At 70.6% G+C, this 15,494-nt stretch carries 12 protein-coding genes; 9 read left to right on the top strand and 3 right to left on the bottom strand.

The genetic code is table 11. From position 1 onward, the window contains the following. Positions 1 to 103, top strand: a 103-nt coding sequence (locus MTDSW087_RS15735) for a hypothetical protein (protein WP_144765498.1), incomplete at its 5' end; no start/stop codon positions are given. A 157-nt stretch (positions 104 to 260) separates the two neighbouring features. Here MTDSW087_RS15735 and MTDSW087_RS15730 read toward each other — a convergent pair. The 3 genes from MTDSW087_RS15730 to MTDSW087_RS15720 are packed head-to-tail and all read right to left on the bottom strand — an operon-like array spanning position 261 to position 3,483. Further along, positions 261 to 1,346 (bottom strand): ABC transporter substrate-binding protein, encoded by a 1,086-nt coding sequence (locus tag MTDSW087_RS15730; protein ID WP_144765495.1) that lies wholly within the window; start codon positions 1,344 to 1,346, stop codon positions 261 to 263. Then, the gene (locus MTDSW087_RS15725; RefSeq protein ID WP_144765493.1) at positions 1,343 to 2,791 is read right to left on the bottom strand and encodes a sensor histidine kinase; all 1,449 of its coding nucleotides are present in this window, start codon (positions 2,789 to 2,791) and stop codon (positions 1,343 to 1,345) included. Before MTDSW087_RS15725 ends, MTDSW087_RS15730 begins: the two co-directional genes overlap by 4 nt. Beyond that, positions 2,788 to 3,483, bottom strand: coding sequence for a response regulator transcription factor (locus MTDSW087_RS15720; RefSeq protein ID WP_144765491.1), 696 nt, complete (start codon positions 3,481 to 3,483; stop codon positions 2,788 to 2,790). Before MTDSW087_RS15720 ends, MTDSW087_RS15725 begins: the two co-directional genes overlap by 4 nt. 247 nt (positions 3,484 to 3,730) lie before the next feature. Between MTDSW087_RS15720 and MTDSW087_RS15715 the strand changes: the two genes are divergently transcribed. The 8 genes from MTDSW087_RS15715 to MTDSW087_RS15680 all read left to right on the top strand — a co-directional run bounded on the left by MTDSW087_RS15715 (position 3,731) and on the right by MTDSW087_RS15680 (position 15,368). Continuing rightward, positions 3,731 to 5,116: a 2-hydroxycarboxylate transporter family protein gene (locus tag MTDSW087_RS15715; RefSeq protein ID WP_144765489.1), complete on the top strand. Its 1,386-nt coding sequence runs from the start codon at positions 3,731 to 3,733 to the stop codon at positions 5,114 to 5,116. Positions 5,117 to 5,270: 154 nt separating this feature from the next. Then, positions 5,271 to 6,617: an MFS transporter gene (locus MTDSW087_RS15710; RefSeq protein WP_144765487.1), complete on the top strand. Its 1,347-nt coding sequence runs from the start codon at positions 5,271 to 5,273 to the stop codon at positions 6,615 to 6,617. Positions 6,618 to 6,790: 173 nt separating this feature from the next. Further along, positions 6,791 to 8,449: an acetolactate synthase large subunit gene (locus tag MTDSW087_RS15705; RefSeq protein WP_144765485.1), complete on the top strand. Its 1,659-nt coding sequence runs from the start codon at positions 6,791 to 6,793 to the stop codon at positions 8,447 to 8,449. Positions 8,450 to 8,620: 171 nt separating this feature from the next. Next, positions 8,621 to 9,799 (top strand): iron-containing alcohol dehydrogenase, encoded by a 1,179-nt coding sequence (locus tag MTDSW087_RS15700; RefSeq protein WP_144765483.1) that lies wholly within the window; start codon positions 8,621 to 8,623, stop codon positions 9,797 to 9,799. Between the two features lie 172 nt (positions 9,800 to 9,971). Then, positions 9,972 to 10,772: a poly(R)-hydroxyalkanoic acid synthase subunit PhaE gene (locus MTDSW087_RS15695; RefSeq protein WP_144765481.1), complete on the top strand. Its 801-nt coding sequence runs from the start codon at positions 9,972 to 9,974 to the stop codon at positions 10,770 to 10,772. Next, a complete protein-coding gene (gene phaC, locus MTDSW087_RS15690) occupies positions 10,769 to 11,869 on the top strand; it encodes a class III poly(R)-hydroxyalkanoic acid synthase subunit PhaC (RefSeq protein ID WP_144765479.1) in 1,101 nt (366 codons plus the stop codon). Before MTDSW087_RS15695 ends, phaC begins: the two co-directional genes overlap by 4 nt. Positions 11,870 to 11,905: 36 nt before the next feature. Continuing rightward, complete coding sequence (locus MTDSW087_RS15685) at positions 11,906 to 13,903, top strand: acyl CoA:acetate/3-ketoacid CoA transferase (protein ID WP_144765477.1); 1,998 nt, start codon at positions 11,906 to 11,908, stop codon at positions 13,901 to 13,903. After that, entirely contained in the window at positions 13,896 to 15,368 is a 1,473-nt protein-coding gene (locus MTDSW087_RS15680; RefSeq protein WP_144765475.1) for an NAD-dependent succinate-semialdehyde dehydrogenase, read from the top strand. The genes MTDSW087_RS15685 and MTDSW087_RS15680 overlap by 8 nt, the downstream gene beginning before the upstream one ends. The last annotated feature ends 126 nt before the right edge of the window (positions 15,369 to 15,494 follow it).

Raw genomic sequence — 15,494 nt, 5'->3', positions numbered from 1 at the left:
CTCCAACCCCGGCAAGATCCCGCTGGAGCTGATCGAGGTCCAGGTCGGCTCCTATACCGGCGAGGACGACATCATCCGCGTCGAGGACATCTACGGGCGCTGAGCCCGCCTCATTCCAAAGTGCATTGATTCCGACCCAAGGTCGGGATCAATGCGCCCGGCGGACGACCGCCGCCGTGCAGTCGCACGGGCAGACTGCGATGAGGCGCGCTCATCGCAGTCTGGTATCGGACCAGGCCTGACCCCACGCACGGCCGGGATCAGCGCGCACCGGCATCGACGGGCGCCCCCACGGCGCTGCGCCAGTCGCCGAGCAGCCGCGCGCGCTTGGCCCTGTCCTGGATCGCGAGCAGTTCCGGGCTGATCTCGATCGGCCGCAGGATCGCCGAGGCGGGGGGGAGGGCGGGGCCGTCCGCCTCCGGCACGGTGTTGCCGTCGAAGCCGAAGGCGAAGCTCGTCTCGCGGGCGCGGGCCTGGCCGCGCGCCGAGAGCAGGTAGGCCACGAAGGCGCGGGCGGCCTCGGCATGCGGCGCGCGCTTCGGCACGAAGATCGCCCGGCTCAGGACCAGGGTGTAGTCGCGCGGGATGACCACCCGGAGCGGCGCGCCCGCCCGCACCGCCGCCACCGCGTAGGAGCCGAGCAGGTTGTAGCCGATGGCGAGGCGCCCCGCGGCCAGCGCGTCGAGGATATCGGTGGTGCAGCAGCTCAAGACCACGCGGGCGCGGCCGAGCGCTTCCATGACGCGTCCGAACACGGCGCCGGCGCGGGCGTCGTAGGCGGAGAACAGGTAGCCGATCCCCGAGCTGGTGACGTCGTAGGTGCCGATCCGGCCGGCATAGCGCTCGGGATCGGCACGCAGGAGGTCGATCAGCTCGGCGCGGGTGCGGCGCACGTCCTCGGGGCGGACGGCGTCGCGGTTGTAGACGATCACCGCCGGCTCGAAGGTGAAGCCGAACAGCTCGTCCCGCCAGCGGGTCCAGCGGGGCAGGCCGGTGGTGGCGAGGCCGAGCTTCTCCGCGCAGCCGTCGTTGACGAGCTTCAGGAGCTGGTCGACGGAGGAGGACAGGACGAGGTCGACCCCGCCCGCGCCCTCGCAGGCGACCCGCATCCGCTCGAACAGCTCGGCCGTGACGTATTCCGTATAGACGATGGCGACGTCCGGCCGGGTGGCCTGGAAGTCCTCGATCAGCGGGCGCATGGCCGCGATGTCGGTGGCCGCGTGCAGGCTCAGGGTCACCGCCGCGCTGCCGGGCGCAGGGAAGCGGTGGGTCTCGATCGCCCGCGCCGCGCCCGTACCGAGAAGCAGCGCGAGGACGAGCAGGGCGAGGCGGGCGGACGCGCTCACGCCGCCCTCGCGGGCGCCGCGGCGGCGGGGATCGTCAGGGTCACCGCGAAGCGCCCGTCGGCGAGGGTCACGAAGGCGAGGCGGCCGCCATGGGCGGCGACCACATCGCTGGCGATGGAGAGGCCGAGCCCGGCCCCCTTCTGCGCGCCCTCGCCGCGCTCGCCGCGGCCCGGGCCGCCCTCGAAGGGCCGGGTCACCCGCTCGCGGTCCTCCGGCGGGATGCCGGGCCCGTCGTCGATCACCGCGATCTCACCCACCCCGCCGAGGTCGCGCACGGCGATCTCCAGCCGCGCGCGGGCGCCGTGCTTCAGGGCGTTGCCGACGAGGTTGCCGAGCGCCTCGCGCAGCGAGATCGCGTCGCCGAGGACCATGACGGGCGCCTCCGGCCCCTCGAAGGCGAGGTCGAGGTCGGGGGGCGCCGACAGCGACCCGACCGCAGAGCTCGCCGCGTCGCGCAGCACCTGGCGGCCGAGCTCCGACAGGTCGACGGGCGAGAAGGGCACGGATTCGATCCGGTGGCTCACCATGGCATGGTCGAGGAGCTGGTTGGTGAGGCGGGCGAGCTCGCGGGTGCGGGCGCGGATCCGGGTGAGGCGGGCCCGGCGCTCCTCGGCCTCCGGCCCGGTGCCGGTCTCGGACCAGGCCAGCATCTCGACCTGCGAGGAGAGGGCGGCGAGCGGCGTGCGGATCTGGTGGCTCGCCTCGGCCACGAAGCGCTGGAGCACGGCCTGATGCCGCGACAGGCGCGTGGTGAAGCCGTTGATGGCGCCCACGAGCGCGCCGATCTCCCGCGGCGTCTCGATCGCGAGCGGCGCGAGGTCCTTCGGGTCGCGCTCGCACATGGTGCGCTCGACCCGGGCGAGCGGCGCCAGCGCCAGGCGCACGGCGACGAGCGCGGCGAGGAAGCCGAGCAGCATCATGACGGCCAGCAGCGCGAGCGCCTTCACGGTGAGGTCGCGGGCGAGCGCCCCGCGCGCCTCGTTGGTCTGGGCCAGCGCCACGCGCACCCAGCCGGGCGTGGCCGCGTCCGGGATGTAGCGCCGCGCGGCGGCGACGCGCACGGGCACGCCGCGGAAGGTGCCGTTGCCCACCGCCGAGCCGGCGCCGGCCGGATCGACCCGGACCGCGCCCGGAAGGTCGTCGTAGCCGGTGAGCACCGCGCCGTCCGGCCCGGCGACCGCGTAGAAGACCCGGTCGTCGGGGGCGAGGGCCAGGGTCTCGAAGGCCGAGAAGGGCGGGTCGGCGAGCAGCCGCCCGTCCTGCGTGTAGACGCTCTCGGCGATCTGCAGGGCGGCGGCCACCATCAGCCGGTCGTAGGCGTCGTCGGCCGCGCCGCGGGCGTAGCTCGCCGCGACCACGCCGAGCCCGATCCCCGTCACCGCCATCACCGCGGCGACGAGGCCGGTGACGCGCCGGTAGAGGGAGAGGCCGCCCGACGCGATCATAGGGGCTTCGGCTGCCCCGGATTGGGTTGTCCCGGATTGAGCTGGTAGCCGAGGCCGCGCAGGGTCCGGATCTGCACCTCCGAGGCGCCGAGCTTGCGCCGCACCCGGGCGACGTATTGCTCGACGGCGTTGAAGCTCGGGCTCTCGTCGAGACCGAACAGACGGTCGAGCAGCTCGTCCTTGCTGAAGACGCGGCCCGGCCGCGCGGCCAGGATCTCGAGCAGCATCAGCTCGCGGCGGGTCATCTCCACCGGATGGCCGGCCACGCTGACGCTGCGCGCCTGCCGGTCGATGGCGACGTCGCCGCAGACGAGCGCGTTGGTGGCCTCGCCGGCCGAGCGGCGCAGCAGCGCCCGGGCCCGGGCCTCCAGCTCGCGGAAGTCGAAGGGCTTCACGAGGTAGTCGTCGGCGCCGAGATCGAGCACGCGCACCCGGTCGTCCACGGCGCCGCGGGCGGTGAGCACGAGGACGGGGCTCGTCCCGCCGCGCCCGCGATAATCCTTGAGCAGGGCCGGCCCGTCGCGGCCCGGCAGGTTCAGGTCGAGCACGACGAGGTCGTAGATCTGCGTGGCCAGGATCTCCTCGGCGGTCAGTCCGTCCTGCGCCCAGTCGACATTGTGTCCGATGCGGCGGAAGCCCTCGACGATCGACTCGGCGACCTCGGTCGTGTCCTCGACGACCAGTATCCGCATCGCCGGACCCGCCCTCCACGCGCGATCCGGCCGCCCCGGGCGGGACGTCAGGATCGCGACTTCGCTCAAGCGCCGCGCGGGCTCGGCGATCTTCAGATCCGAAGCAATGTTCGGATCTGAAGATCACACGATCGTGCGTCCGCCACCTGTCAGGTTGGCGTCAGGGAGGGGGCATAACAAGCACGTTCAACAGAGCCAAGAGCGGTGAGCCAGCCGCCGGTGACGAAGCGATCCGGGAGGAAACTTGATGCACGCCGACACCGCAGGACCGATTCCGCTCGAGGCCCAGGGTGCCGTGCCCCGGACCGCCGAATCCGCCCGCAAGCCGTTCTGGCCCGAGGGCTGGTGGCGGCTGATGGACTTCAAGATCGGCATCATCCCGATCCCGGTCTACCTCATCCTCGTCGCCCTCCTGACGATCCTGACCCTCGAGGGCGAGATCAAGCCCGACGCGCCGTCCATGATCGCGGTGCTCGTGCTCGGCGGCTTCACCTGCGCCGAGATCGGCAAGCGGCTTCCCGTCCTGCGCGCCATCGGGGCGGGCGCGATCTTCGCGACCTTCATCCCCTCGGCGCTGGCCTATTACGGCCTGATCCCGCCGCAGATCCAGAAGTCGATCGTCGACTTCACCAAGTTCACCAACTTCCTCTACCTGTACATCGCCGCGATCATCGTCGGCTCGATCCTCGGCATGGACCGTCAGGTCCTGATCCGCGGCTTCCTCAAGATCTTCGTGCCCCTGGCCGTCGGCTCGGTCGCGGCGGCCTGCGTCGGCACCCTGGTCGGCATGGCGCTCGGTCTCGGCGCCTACAAGACCTTCTTCTTCATCGTGGTGCCGATCATGGCCGGCGGCGTCGGCGAGGGCGCGATCCCGCTCTCGATCGGCTACGCCGCGATCCTCGGCCTGAACCAGGGCGACCTCTTCGCCCAGGTCCTGCCGCCGGTCATGCTCGGCAGCCTCACGGCGATCCTGTTCTCCGGCACGCTCAACTATGTCGGCAAGCGCATGCCCCACCTCACCGGCAACGGCCGGCTGCAGCCGGGCGAGCACGACGACATGGACACCAAGAGCGAGAGCGTGAAGAGCGAGACCGGCGGCGCCATGGACGTCTCCACCATCGCCGCCGCGGGCCTCACCGCCGTCACCCTCTACCTGCTCGGCGTGATGATGCACCACGTCGTCGGCCTGCCCGCCCCCGTGGCGATGCTGTTCCTGGCGGTGCTCGCCAAGCTGACCCAGGCGGTCTCGCCCCATCTCCAGGCCGGCGGCTTCGTGGTCTACAAGTTCGTGCAGGTCGGCATGACCTACCCGCTGCTCTTCGCCATCGGCGTCGCCCTCACCCCGTGGGACAAGCTGATGGCCGCCTTCACCCTGGTGAACCTGATCGTCATCGTCTCGACGGTGTTCACCCTGATGGCGACGGGCTTCCTCGTCGGGCGGCGCCTGGGCATGTACCCGATCGAGACCGCGATCGTGAACGCCTGCCATTCCGGCCAGGGCGGCACCGGCGACGTCGCCATCCTCACCGCCGCCGACCGCATGCAGCTCATGCCCTTCGCCCAGATCGCGACCCGCATCGGCGGCGCCATCACGGTGACCGGCGTGCTGATCTTCCTGAAGCAGCTGGTCTGACCCGGCCAAGCCCTCCCCCGCCGCGGGGGAGGGCGCCTCCCTCTCCCGAACGGGAGAGGTGACCTCGCGCCCCGCAGGGGGCGTCGATCCCTCCTCCGGCCGCGGGCGGGAGGCGGGCGCGCAAGGCGCCGCAACGAATCAATCGGAGGAAACCATGACGGACAGCCACGCCGCTGGCGCCGCGCGCGCGCCCGCCGCCATCGAGGCGGCCACCATGCGCAAGGTGGGCCTGCGCCTCGTGCCCTTCCTGATCCTCTGCTACTTCATCGCCTACGTGGACCGGGTGAATGCGGGCTTCGCCGCCCTCACCATGAACAAGGATATCGGCCTCAGCCAGGCGATGTTCGGCATCGGCGGCGGGCTGTTCTTCGTGGCCTACGTGCTGTTCGAGGTGCCGAGCAACCTCGCCATGGAGCGGGTCGGGGCGCGGATCTGGATCGCCCGGATCATGATCACCTGGGGGCTCGTCGGCATCGCCATGGCGTTCGTCGTCGGCCCCTACTCGTTCTACGCCGCCCGCTTCCTGCTCGGCGCCGCGGAGGCCGGGTTCTTCCCCGGCGTGATCCTCTACCTGACCTACTGGTTCCCCAAGGCCTACCGGGCGCGGGTGGTGGCGACCTTCATGGTGGCGATCCCGCTCTCGAGCTTCCTCGGCTCGCCGCTCTCGGCCGCGCTCCTGGAGCTCGAGGGCGTGGCGGGCCTGCACGGCTGGCAATGGCTGTTCGTGATGGAATCGATCCCCGCCGTGCTGCTGGGCCTCGGCGCCCTGCTGCTCCTGCCGAGCCGGCCGGCCGAGGCCCGCTGGCTGGCGCCGGCCGAGCGCGAGTGGCTGGAGGGGGCGCTCGCCGCGGAGCGCGCCGCCCCGGGGGCGCAGGCCGGGCACATGCCGCTCTGGAAGGTGCTGGCGAGCAAGCAGGTTTGGGCGCTGGCGCTAATCTATTCCGGCTCCTCGGCCACCAGCAACGCGCTCTCGCTGTGGCAGCCGCAGATCCTGAAATCCTTCGGCCTGTCGAACCTGGAGACCGGCCTCCTCAACATGATCCCCTTCGGCATCGCCTCGGTGTTCATGATCCTCTGGGGCCTGCGCGCCGATCGCTCCGGCGAGCGCGTCTGGAACACCGCCCTGCCGCTCGCGCTCACCTCGCTCTGCCTCGCGCTCACCAACCTCACGAACTCGCTCACGCTGGTGATGGTGCTGCTCAGCCTCGTCCTGATCGGCAACTACGCGATCAAGGGGCCGTTCTGGGCGCTCGCCACCGAGTGGCTCTCCCCGGCCACCGCCGCGGCGGGAATCGCGGCGATCAACACCCTGTCGCATCTCGGCACCGGCGGCGCGACCTCGCTGCTCGGCGTGATCAAGGACCGCACCGGCAGCTTCCCGCTGGCGCTGACGCCCCTGGTCTGCCTCACCGCGGCGGGGGTGGTGACGGTGCTGATTCTCGGCCGCCGCGGCCGCACGCCGCCGGCCGTGCAGCGGCCGGCGACAATGAATGCGGTGTAATGTCGACCACTTTCAACCGGCCCGAATCCTATACTCGCACGCCCGGAACCGGGACCGGTCCGGTTGTCGGGCAGGCCGGCTTCATCGAAACCACCCCCTCGACTGCGGCCCGAACCGTCGTCCCGGCCGGCCGACCCACGCGCCAGGCCCTTGATTCGAAGAAGGAACACGTCATGCCGAAAGGATCCGATCTACTCGTCCAGGCGCTTGAGAACGAGGGGGTCGAGCGCATCTTCGGCATCCCGGGCGAGGAGAACCTCGACATCGTCGAGTCGCTCCGCACCTCGAAGATCGAGCTGATCCTGACCCGCCACGAGCAGGCCGCCGCCTTCATGGCCGCCACCTACGGGCGGCTGACCGGCAAGCCGGGCGTCTGCCTCGCCACGCTCGGCCCGGGCGCGCTCAACTTCTCGACGGGCGCCGCCTACGCGCATCTGGGCGCCATGCCGATGATCATCATCACCGGCCAGAAGGGCATCCTGAAGGCCCGCCAGGCCCGCTTCCAGATCGTCGACATCATCGCCTCGATGAAGCCGATCACCAAGATGGCCCGCCAGATCGTCTCCGCCTCCTCGATCCCGACCATCGTGCGCGACGCCTTCCGCGTCGCCATGGAGGAGCGGCCCGGCCCGGTCCTGCTCGAGCTGCCCGAGGACATCGCCGCCGAGGAGGCCGAGGCCTATTCGGTGCCGACCCACCCGATCGACATCCCGGTCGCCCATCCCAAGGCGATCGAGCGCGCCGCCGAGATGATCGTCGCCGCCAAGCGCCCGCTGATCATGCTGGGCGCCGCCGCCTCCCGCCCGCGCTCCACGAGCGATCTCGGCGGCTTCGTGCAGCGCACCGGCATCCCGTTCTTCACCACCCAGATGGGCAAGGGCACCGTCGCCCACGGCACCCGCCTCTACATGGGCACCGCCGCGCTCTCCGAGCGCGACTACGTGCATGAGGCGATCGACGCGGCCGACCTCATCATCGCCATCGGCCACGACACGGTGGAGAAGCCGCCCTTCTTCATGGGCCAGCGCGGCCAGAAGGTGCTCCACATCGGTTACATGCCGGCCAACGTGGAGGAGGTCTACTATCCCGACGCCGAGGTGGTGGGCGATCTCGGCCCCACCCTGAAGCTGCTGGCCGACCGGCTGGAGGACCGCCTGCCGAACGCGGGCGCGCTGCTCTCGCTTCGCGAGCACATCCTCAAGCGCATCTCCGCCCGCAACGACGAGGACCGCTTTCCGGTCACGCCGCAGCGGCTGGTGCGCGACGTGCGCAGCGTGATCCCGGAGGACGGCATCGTCTGCCTCGACAACGGGATGTACAAGATCTGGTTCGCGCGGAACTACCGCACCTACGTCGCCAACACGCTGCTGCTCGACAACGCGCTCGCCACCATGGGCGCCGGCCTGCCCTCGGCGATGATGGCCGCGATCCTCTATCCCAACCGCCGCGTCATGGCGGTGTGCGGCGACGGCGGCTTCATGATGAACAGCCAGGAGATGGAGACCGCGGTCCGCCTCGGCCTCAACCTCGTGGTGCTGATCCTGGACGACTCGGCCTACGGCATGATCCGCTGGAAGCAGGCGGTGGACGAGTTCCCGGATTACGGGATGACCTTCAAGAACCCGGACTTCGTGAAGTACGCCGAATCCTACGGCGCCACCGGCCACCGGGTCGGCGCGGTGGAGGATCTGGTGCCGACGCTGGAGAAGGCCTTCCAGGCCGGCGGCGTCCACCTCGTGGCGGTGCCGATCGACTATTCGGAGAACACCCGCGTGCTCGTCAACGAGCTGCGCGAGAAGGTGAAGGACCTGGAGCTCGACCCCGCCGAGTGAGGCTCTCGGACCTCGCGCGGCGGTTCTCGTCCGCCGCGCGAGGCCGGTCCCGGCAGGAGATCGGCAGGAGACCGGAGACAATCGGCGTCGTCCGATACCGGACCGCCCGCGCGCCCCGGCGCCCGGGCACCATGTGAGCCAGACGGCAGCAGCAGGGATCCCGAGCGCACCATGAACCCCTTCACCTTCCAGACCACGCCGAACGTCCTGTTCGAGGCCGGCGCCGCCAAGAAGCTCCCGGAGATCGTGGCCGGGCTGAAGGCCAGCCGCGTCATGCTGGTGACCGACAAGGGCGTGCGCAGCGCCGGCCTGACGAAGGCGGCCGAGGCCGCGCTGACCGAGGCCGGCATCACCCTCGACATCTACGAGGACGTGCAGGCCGACCCGCCCACGACCATCGTCGAGGCCGCCGCCGCCCGCGCCCGCGAGGCCGGCACCGACCTCGTTCTCTCCATCGGCGGCGGCTCGGCCCTCGATACGGCCAAGCTCGTGGCCTATCTCGCCAAGTCCGAGGAGCCGCTCGACGGCATCTACGGCGTCGGCCTCGCCAAGGGCGAGCGCCTGCCGCTGATCCTCGTGCCGACCACCGCCGGCACCGGCTCGGAGGTGACGCCGATCTCGATCGTCACCACGCCGACCACCGAGAAGAAGGGCGTCGTCTCCCACAAGCTCCTGCCCGACTGGGCGGTGCTCGACCCCGAGCTGACCTTGGGCCTGCCCGCCCACGTCACCGCCGCCACCGGCATCGACGCGATGGTGCACGCCATCGAGGCCTTCACCAGCAAGCACAAGAAGAACCCGATCTCGGACCAGCTCGCCAAGCAGGCGCTGGCCCTGCTCTCGGCCAATATCCGCACCGCCTGCACCGACCCGACGAACCTCGAGGCGCGCTCCGGCATGCTGCTCGGCTCGATGCTCGCCGGCATGGCCTTCGCCAACGCGCCGGTGGCGGCGGTGCACGCGCTCGCCTACCCGATCGGGGCGATCTTCCACGTGCCGCACGGGCTCTCGAACGCCCTGGTGCTGATGGGGGTGATGCGGTTCAACCTGAGCCACGCGCAGGGGCTCTACGCCGAGCTCGCGCCGATCCTCGACGCGGAGGCGGTCAACCTGCCCGAGGATCAGGCCGCCGCCCGCTTCGTGGACGGCCTCGCCGCGATCTGCCGGGACTGCAAGGTGCCGGCCTCGCTCGCCGAGGTCGGCGTGAAGGAATCCGATCTGGAGCGCCTCGCCACCGACGCGATGAAGCAGACCCGCCTCCTCGTGAACAACCCGCGCGAGGTCACCCACGGCGACGCCTTCGCGATCTATTCCGAGGCGCTCGACGGCAAGGCGCGGCAGGCGGCCTGAGCGGAGGCCGGATCCGCCGTCCCAAGCGGATCGGGCGGATCCGGGATGACGCGACCAGGGCACGACCTTGGCGCGACGCGCAGCGGAACCGGCCCGCGGTGAGGCGGGCCGGCATCCCCTTCGGCGAACAGCCGGCACGGGACGACCGGGCACGGATAGGGAGGAGCGTGGGATGGATCCCGTTGAGAGCATGAAGGCGATGGGCGAGCTGTGGAGCCGCGGCGCCCGCTCCTTCGCCGAGGCGCAGGCCAACCTGTTCGGCGCCCTGCAGACCGCAGCCGGCCCGGCGCCCGCCCCCGATTTCGAGGCGGCCCGCGCGGCGCAGGCGGCCTATGCCAAGGCCTGGACCGACGCGCAGGCGGTCGCAGCCGGCTTCAGCGCCAATCTCGGCGCCAAGTCGGGCCAGGACCCGGTGGCGGCGGAGGTGCTCGCCAAGGTGTTCGACCCGCGCGGCTGGCTCTCGGCCTCGAGCGAGGTCGACGCGGCGCTGAGCCGCCTCGCCGAGGGGCCGCAATTCGCCGACCTGTTCCAGGTGGAGCGCAAGTTCGCCAGCCTGACCACGGCCTGGACGGCGCTCCGGCGGCGCAACCTCGAGCACAACACCCTGATGCTGGAGGCCTGGACCCGGGCCACGGGGGCCTTCTCCAAGGCCGTCAACGCCAAGGCCGAGGCCGGCCAGCCGCTCGAATCCGCCCGCGCCCTGATGGCCCTGTGGATCGAGACCGCCAACGACGTGCTGGTGGAGACGCAGCGCTCCGACGCCTTCCTGAAGAGCCAGCGGGAATCGCTCAAGGCCGCCACGGATCTGCGCCTCGCGCAGCAGGATATCGGCGAATATTATAGCCAGATGTTCGGCTACCCGACGCGGGCGGAGCTCGACGACCTGCACAAGACGGTGACGGAACTCCGCCGCGAGCTGCGCGCCCTCAAGCGCGCGAAGGGTGCCACGCGCCAGAAGGAGACCACGCCGTGAGCCGCCCCACCATCACGCCGGCCGACGCGGTGGCCGAGGTCTCGGCGCTCGGGCGCCGCATCGCCGAGGGCGCCAAGCTCTTCGGCGAGATCCGCGACACCGACGTCCAGATCGCCACCACGCCGAAGGACCTCGTCTGGAGCCAGGACAAGGTCTCGCTCTACCGCTACCGCCCCTTGGCCGAGTCCAAGGGCCTGCCCCCGGTGCTGATCGTCTACGGGCTGATCGGCCGCTACACCATGGCGGACCTGCAGGAGGACCGCTCGCTGGTCCGCAACCTGCTCAATCTCGGCCTCGACCTCTACGTGGTCGACTGGGGCAATCCGAGCCGGGCCGAGCGCTTCGTTACCATCGACGACTACGTGGACGGCTACCTCGCCGAATGCGTCGCGGCGATCCAGGCGCAGACGGCTGCCGAGAAGGTCAACCTGCTCGGCATCTGCGAGGGCGGCGTCTTCACCACCTGCTACGCGGCGCTCTATCCCGATCAGGTCAACGCGATGGTGCTGACCATCACGCCGATCGACTTCCACGCCGACCAGGTCGACAACCGCCCCGGCCACGGCTTCATCAACCTCTGGATGCGCTCGCTCTCGCCCGAGGACATCGACCGGCTGATCGAGTCGCAGGGCTCGCTGCCCGGCGCCTTCATGGGCTCGGTCTTCTCGATGATGACGCCGATGCGGACGCTGACGAAGTACAATCTCGACCTGCTCGACGCGCTCGCCGACAAGAAGAAGTTCCTGAACTTCCTGCGCATGGAGAAGTGGATCGCCGACCGGCCGGACCATCCGGGCGAGGCGGCCAAGCAATGGCTCAAGGACCTCTACCAGGACAACAAGCTGGTGGAGAACCGCTTCGAGCTGTCGGGCCGCACGGTGAAGCTCTCCGACATCACCTGTCCGGTGCTGAACGTCTTCGCCAAGGACGACCACATCATCCCGCCCGCCACCTCGCGGGCGCTCTCGGGCAAGATCGGCACGCAGGACTACACGGAGCTGGGCCTGCCCGGCGGCCATGTCGGCGTCTTCGTCGGCGGCAAGGCACAGGCGTTGCTGGGCTCCGGCATCGCCGACTGGCTGAGCGCGCGCGGCTGAGAGAGGCTGAGAGCGAGGCTGAGGGGGGATCCGGGTTTGGGCAACCTGAAGAACAAGATCGTCAGCGCCGACGAGGCGGTCGCGATCATCCATGACGGCGACATGGTCGCGGTCTCGGGCTTCGTCGGCATCGGCACGCCGGACGAGCTGATCCTGGCGCTCGCCCGCCGCTTCGAGGCCAGCCAGGGCCCGCGCGACCTCGGCCTGATGTTCGCCGCCGCCCCCGGCGACGGCAAGGAGCGCGGGCTCAACCGGCTCGCGCTGCCGGGCCTCGTGCGCCGGGTCGTCGGCGGCCACTGGGCGCTGGTGCCGAAGCTCGGCGCGCTCGCGGTCGAGGGCAAGATCGAGGCCTACAACCTGCCGCTCGGCGTGGTCTCGCATCTCTACCGCGAGATCGCCGCGCACACGCCGGGCCACATCACCAAGGTCGGGCTCAACACCTTCGTGGATCCGCGCCTTGAGGGCGGCAAGCTCAACGCGATCACCACGGAGGACCTCGTCAACGTGGTCGAGCTCGGGGGCGAGCCCTGGCTGCACTACAAGGCCTTCCCGGTGAACGTCGCGCTGATCCGCGGCACCACGGCGGATCCGGCCGGCAACATCACCATGGAGCGCGAGGCGCTGACGCTCGACAACCTCGCCGCCGCCATGGCCGCCAAGAACTCGGGCGGCTTCGTGATCGCGCAGGTGGAGCGGCTCGCCGAGGCCGGCTCGCTCAACCCGCGCGAGGTGCAGGTGCCGGGCGTGCTCGTCGACTGCGTGGTGCTGAGCGAGCCCGAGAACCACCGCCAGACCTACGGCACCGCCTACAACCACGCCTATACGGGCCGCCAGCGCGTGCCCCTCGACCGCATCGTCCCGATGAGCCTCGACGCGCGCAAGGTGATCGCCCGGCGCTGCGCCTTCGAGCTGCCGCCGGGCGGCGTGGTCAATCTCGGCATCGGCATGCCCGAGGGCGTCGCCGCGGTGGCGGCCGAGGAGCGGGTGCTGCGCTACCTCACCCTCACCGCCGAGCCCGGCGTGATCGGCGGCCTGCCGCAGGGCGGGCTCGATTTCGGCGCGGCGCTCAACCCGGCGGCGGTGCTGCACCAGAACCAGCAATTCGACTTCTACGACGGCGGCGGGCTCGACCTCGCCTGCCTCGGCCTCGCGCAATGCGACGGGGCGGGCAACGTCAATGTCAGCCGCTTCGGCAAGCGGCTGGCCGGGGCCGGGGGCTTCATCAACATCTCGCAGAACGCGAAGTCGCTGGTCTTCGCCGGCACCTTCACGGCGGACGGGCTCAAGGTCGCGGTCGTGGACGGCGGCGTGCGCATCCTGCAGGAGGGGCGCTCGCGCAAGTTCATCGAGGCGGTGGAGCAGGTCACCTTCTCGGGCGCCTATGCCGCCGAGCGCGGCCAGCCGGTGCTCTACGTGACCGAGCGCTGCACCTTCCGCCGCACGCGGGCCGGCATGGAGCTCGTGGAGGTGGCGCCCGGCATCGACATCGAGCGGGACATCCTCGCGCAGATGGGGTTCCGGCCGATCGTCCACGACCCGAAGCCGATGGACCCGCGCCTGTTCCGGGACGGGGTGATGGGGCTGGAGCCCTGGCTCCTCGGCCTCTCTCTTGCAGAGCGGCTCAGCTACGACGAGGAACGCAACATCCTGTTCTGCAACCTCGAGGGCTTCCAGGTCCGGACCATCGAGGACGTGGAGCTGGTGCGCCGCGAATACGAGCGCACCTGCCAGGAGATCGGGCGCAAGGTGCACCTGATCGCCAATTACGACGGCGTGGACATCGATCCGACCGTGAGCGACGCCTACTTCTCCACGGTCGCCTATCTGGAGAACCGCTACTACGAGACCGCGTCTCGCTATACGACGAGCGCGTTCATGAGACTGAAACTCGGCGCATCGCTGGCAAGTCGGGACCTAGCTCCCCACGTCTTCGAGACAAAAGCCGAGGCACAGGCGAGGAATACGGCCCAGAGCGTGCCCATCAAGCCGCGCAACGCCGCGCCACAGCCTCCAAAGGAAACCTCGAATGCCTGAGACCGAGACCCTGTCCTTGAAGGACCCGAGCCTGCTCGTCGATGCCTGCCTGATCGGCGGGGAGTGGTCGAAGAGCGGGTCGGGCTCCATCGAGGTCAACAACCCCGCCACCGGCGGCATCATCGGCCGCGTGCCGAACGCCGGCACCGAGGAGACGCGCCGCGCGATTCAAGCCGCGCACGCCGCCTTCCCGGCCTGGCGCGCCAAGACCGCCGCCGAGCGCGCCACGCTCCTCAAGAAGCTCGCCGCGATCGTGCTGGAGAACCAGGAGGATCTCGCCCGTATCCTCACCGCCGAGCAGGGCAAGTCGCTGGCGGAAGCCCGCACCGAGGTCGGCATGTCGGCCGCCTACGTGACGTGGTTCGCGGAGGAGGCGCGCCGCGTCTACGGCGACGTGGTGCCCTCGCCCTGGCCCGACCGCCGCATCCTCGTCACCAAGGAGCCGGTCGGCGTGGTGGCGGCGATCACGCCGTGGAACTTCCCCTCCTCGATGATCGCCCGCAAGCTCGCCCCGGCGCTCGCCGCCGGCTGCCCGATCGTGATCAAGCCGGCGACGCAGACGCCGCTCTCGGGCCTGGTCTGGGGCTTGCTCTGCGAGCGCGCCGGCATCCCGGCGGGCCTCGTCTCGGTGCTCACCGGCTCGGCCAGGCAGATCGGCGGCGAGATGACCGGCAGCCCGCTCGTCAAGAAGATCACCTTCACGGGCTCCACCGAGATCGGCAAGCTGCTGATGAGCCAGGCCGCCGGCACGGTGAAGAAGGTCTCGATGGAGCTTGGCGGCAACGCGCCGTTCATCGTCTTCGACGACGCGGATCTCGACCGGGCGGTGGAGGGCGGGATGCTCGCCAAGTTCCGCAACACCGGCCAGACCTGCATCTGCACCAACCGCTTCCTGGTGCAGGACGGCATCTACGACGCCTTCGCGGCGAAGATGGCGGAAGCGGCCAACGCGCTCAAGGTCGGCAACGGCGCGGAGGAGGGCGTGGTCCAGGGCCCGCTCATCGACCATGCCGCGGTCGAGAAGGTCGAGGCGCATATCCGCGACGCCACCGCCAAGGGCGCGCGGGTGATCGCGGGCGGCAAGCGCCACGCGCTGGGCGGCTCGTTCTTCGAGCCGACCGTGCTGGTCGACGTGGTGCCCGGCATGGAGGTCGCCAAGGAGGAGACCTTCGGCCCGCTCGCGCCGCTCTTCCGCTTCCGCGACGAGGCCGAGGCGATCGCGATGGCCAACGACACCGAGGTCGGGCTCGCCTGCTACTTCTACACGAAGGACCTCGGCCGCACCTTCCGGGTCTCGGAAGCGCTCGAATACGGCATGGTCGGCGTCAACGAGGGCATCATCACCACCGAGGTGGCTCCCTTCGGCGGCGTCAAGGAATCGGGCGTCGGCCGCGAGGGCTCCTACCAGGGCATCGAGGACTACCTCAACACCAAGTACGTCTGCCTCGGCGGCCTCGGCGCCTGACGACCGGCGGCGCGTGTCCCCCTCTCCCCGCTTGCGGGGAGAGGCCCACAGGGACCTCGTCGTCCCTGTGGGAAGCGAAGGCGAAGCCGAAGCGGCGGTGAGGGGGCGGCCCCGGAAGAGGCTCCT

The organism is Methylobacterium dankookense (assembly GCF_902141855.1).
In the GTDB taxonomy this organism is placed as follows: domain Bacteria; phylum Pseudomonadota; class Alphaproteobacteria; order Rhizobiales; family Beijerinckiaceae; genus Methylobacterium; species Methylobacterium dankookense.
Note: the sequence above shows the minus strand (reverse complement) of the source record. Positions and strands in the feature narration are given on the sequence as shown.

What these genes read in the sequence shown, in the direction of transcription:
- MTDSW087_RS15725 (WP_144765493.1), bottom strand. Translation starts at nt 2,791, where the DNA reads ATGATCGCGTCGGGCGGCCTCTCCCTCTACCGGCGCGTCACCGGCCTC.
- MTDSW087_RS15720 (WP_144765491.1), bottom strand. Translation starts at nt 3,483, where the DNA reads ATGCGGATACTGGTCGTCGAGGACACGACCGAGGTCGCCGAGTCGATC.
- MTDSW087_RS15715 (WP_144765489.1), top strand. Translation starts at nt 3,731, where the DNA reads ATGCACGCCGACACCGCAGGACCGATTCCGCTCGAGGCCCAGGGTGCC.
- MTDSW087_RS15710 (WP_144765487.1), top strand. Translation starts at nt 5,271, where the DNA reads ATGACGGACAGCCACGCCGCTGGCGCCGCGCGCGCGCCCGCCGCCATC.
- MTDSW087_RS15705 (WP_144765485.1), top strand. Translation starts at nt 6,791, where the DNA reads ATGCCGAAAGGATCCGATCTACTCGTCCAGGCGCTTGAGAACGAGGGG.
- MTDSW087_RS15700 (WP_144765483.1), top strand. Translation starts at nt 8,621, where the DNA reads ATGAACCCCTTCACCTTCCAGACCACGCCGAACGTCCTGTTCGAGGCC.
- MTDSW087_RS15695 (WP_144765481.1), top strand. Translation starts at nt 9,972, where the DNA reads ATGGATCCCGTTGAGAGCATGAAGGCGATGGGCGAGCTGTGGAGCCGC.
- MTDSW087_RS15680 (WP_144765475.1), top strand. Translation starts at nt 13,896, where the DNA reads ATGCCTGAGACCGAGACCCTGTCCTTGAAGGACCCGAGCCTGCTCGTC.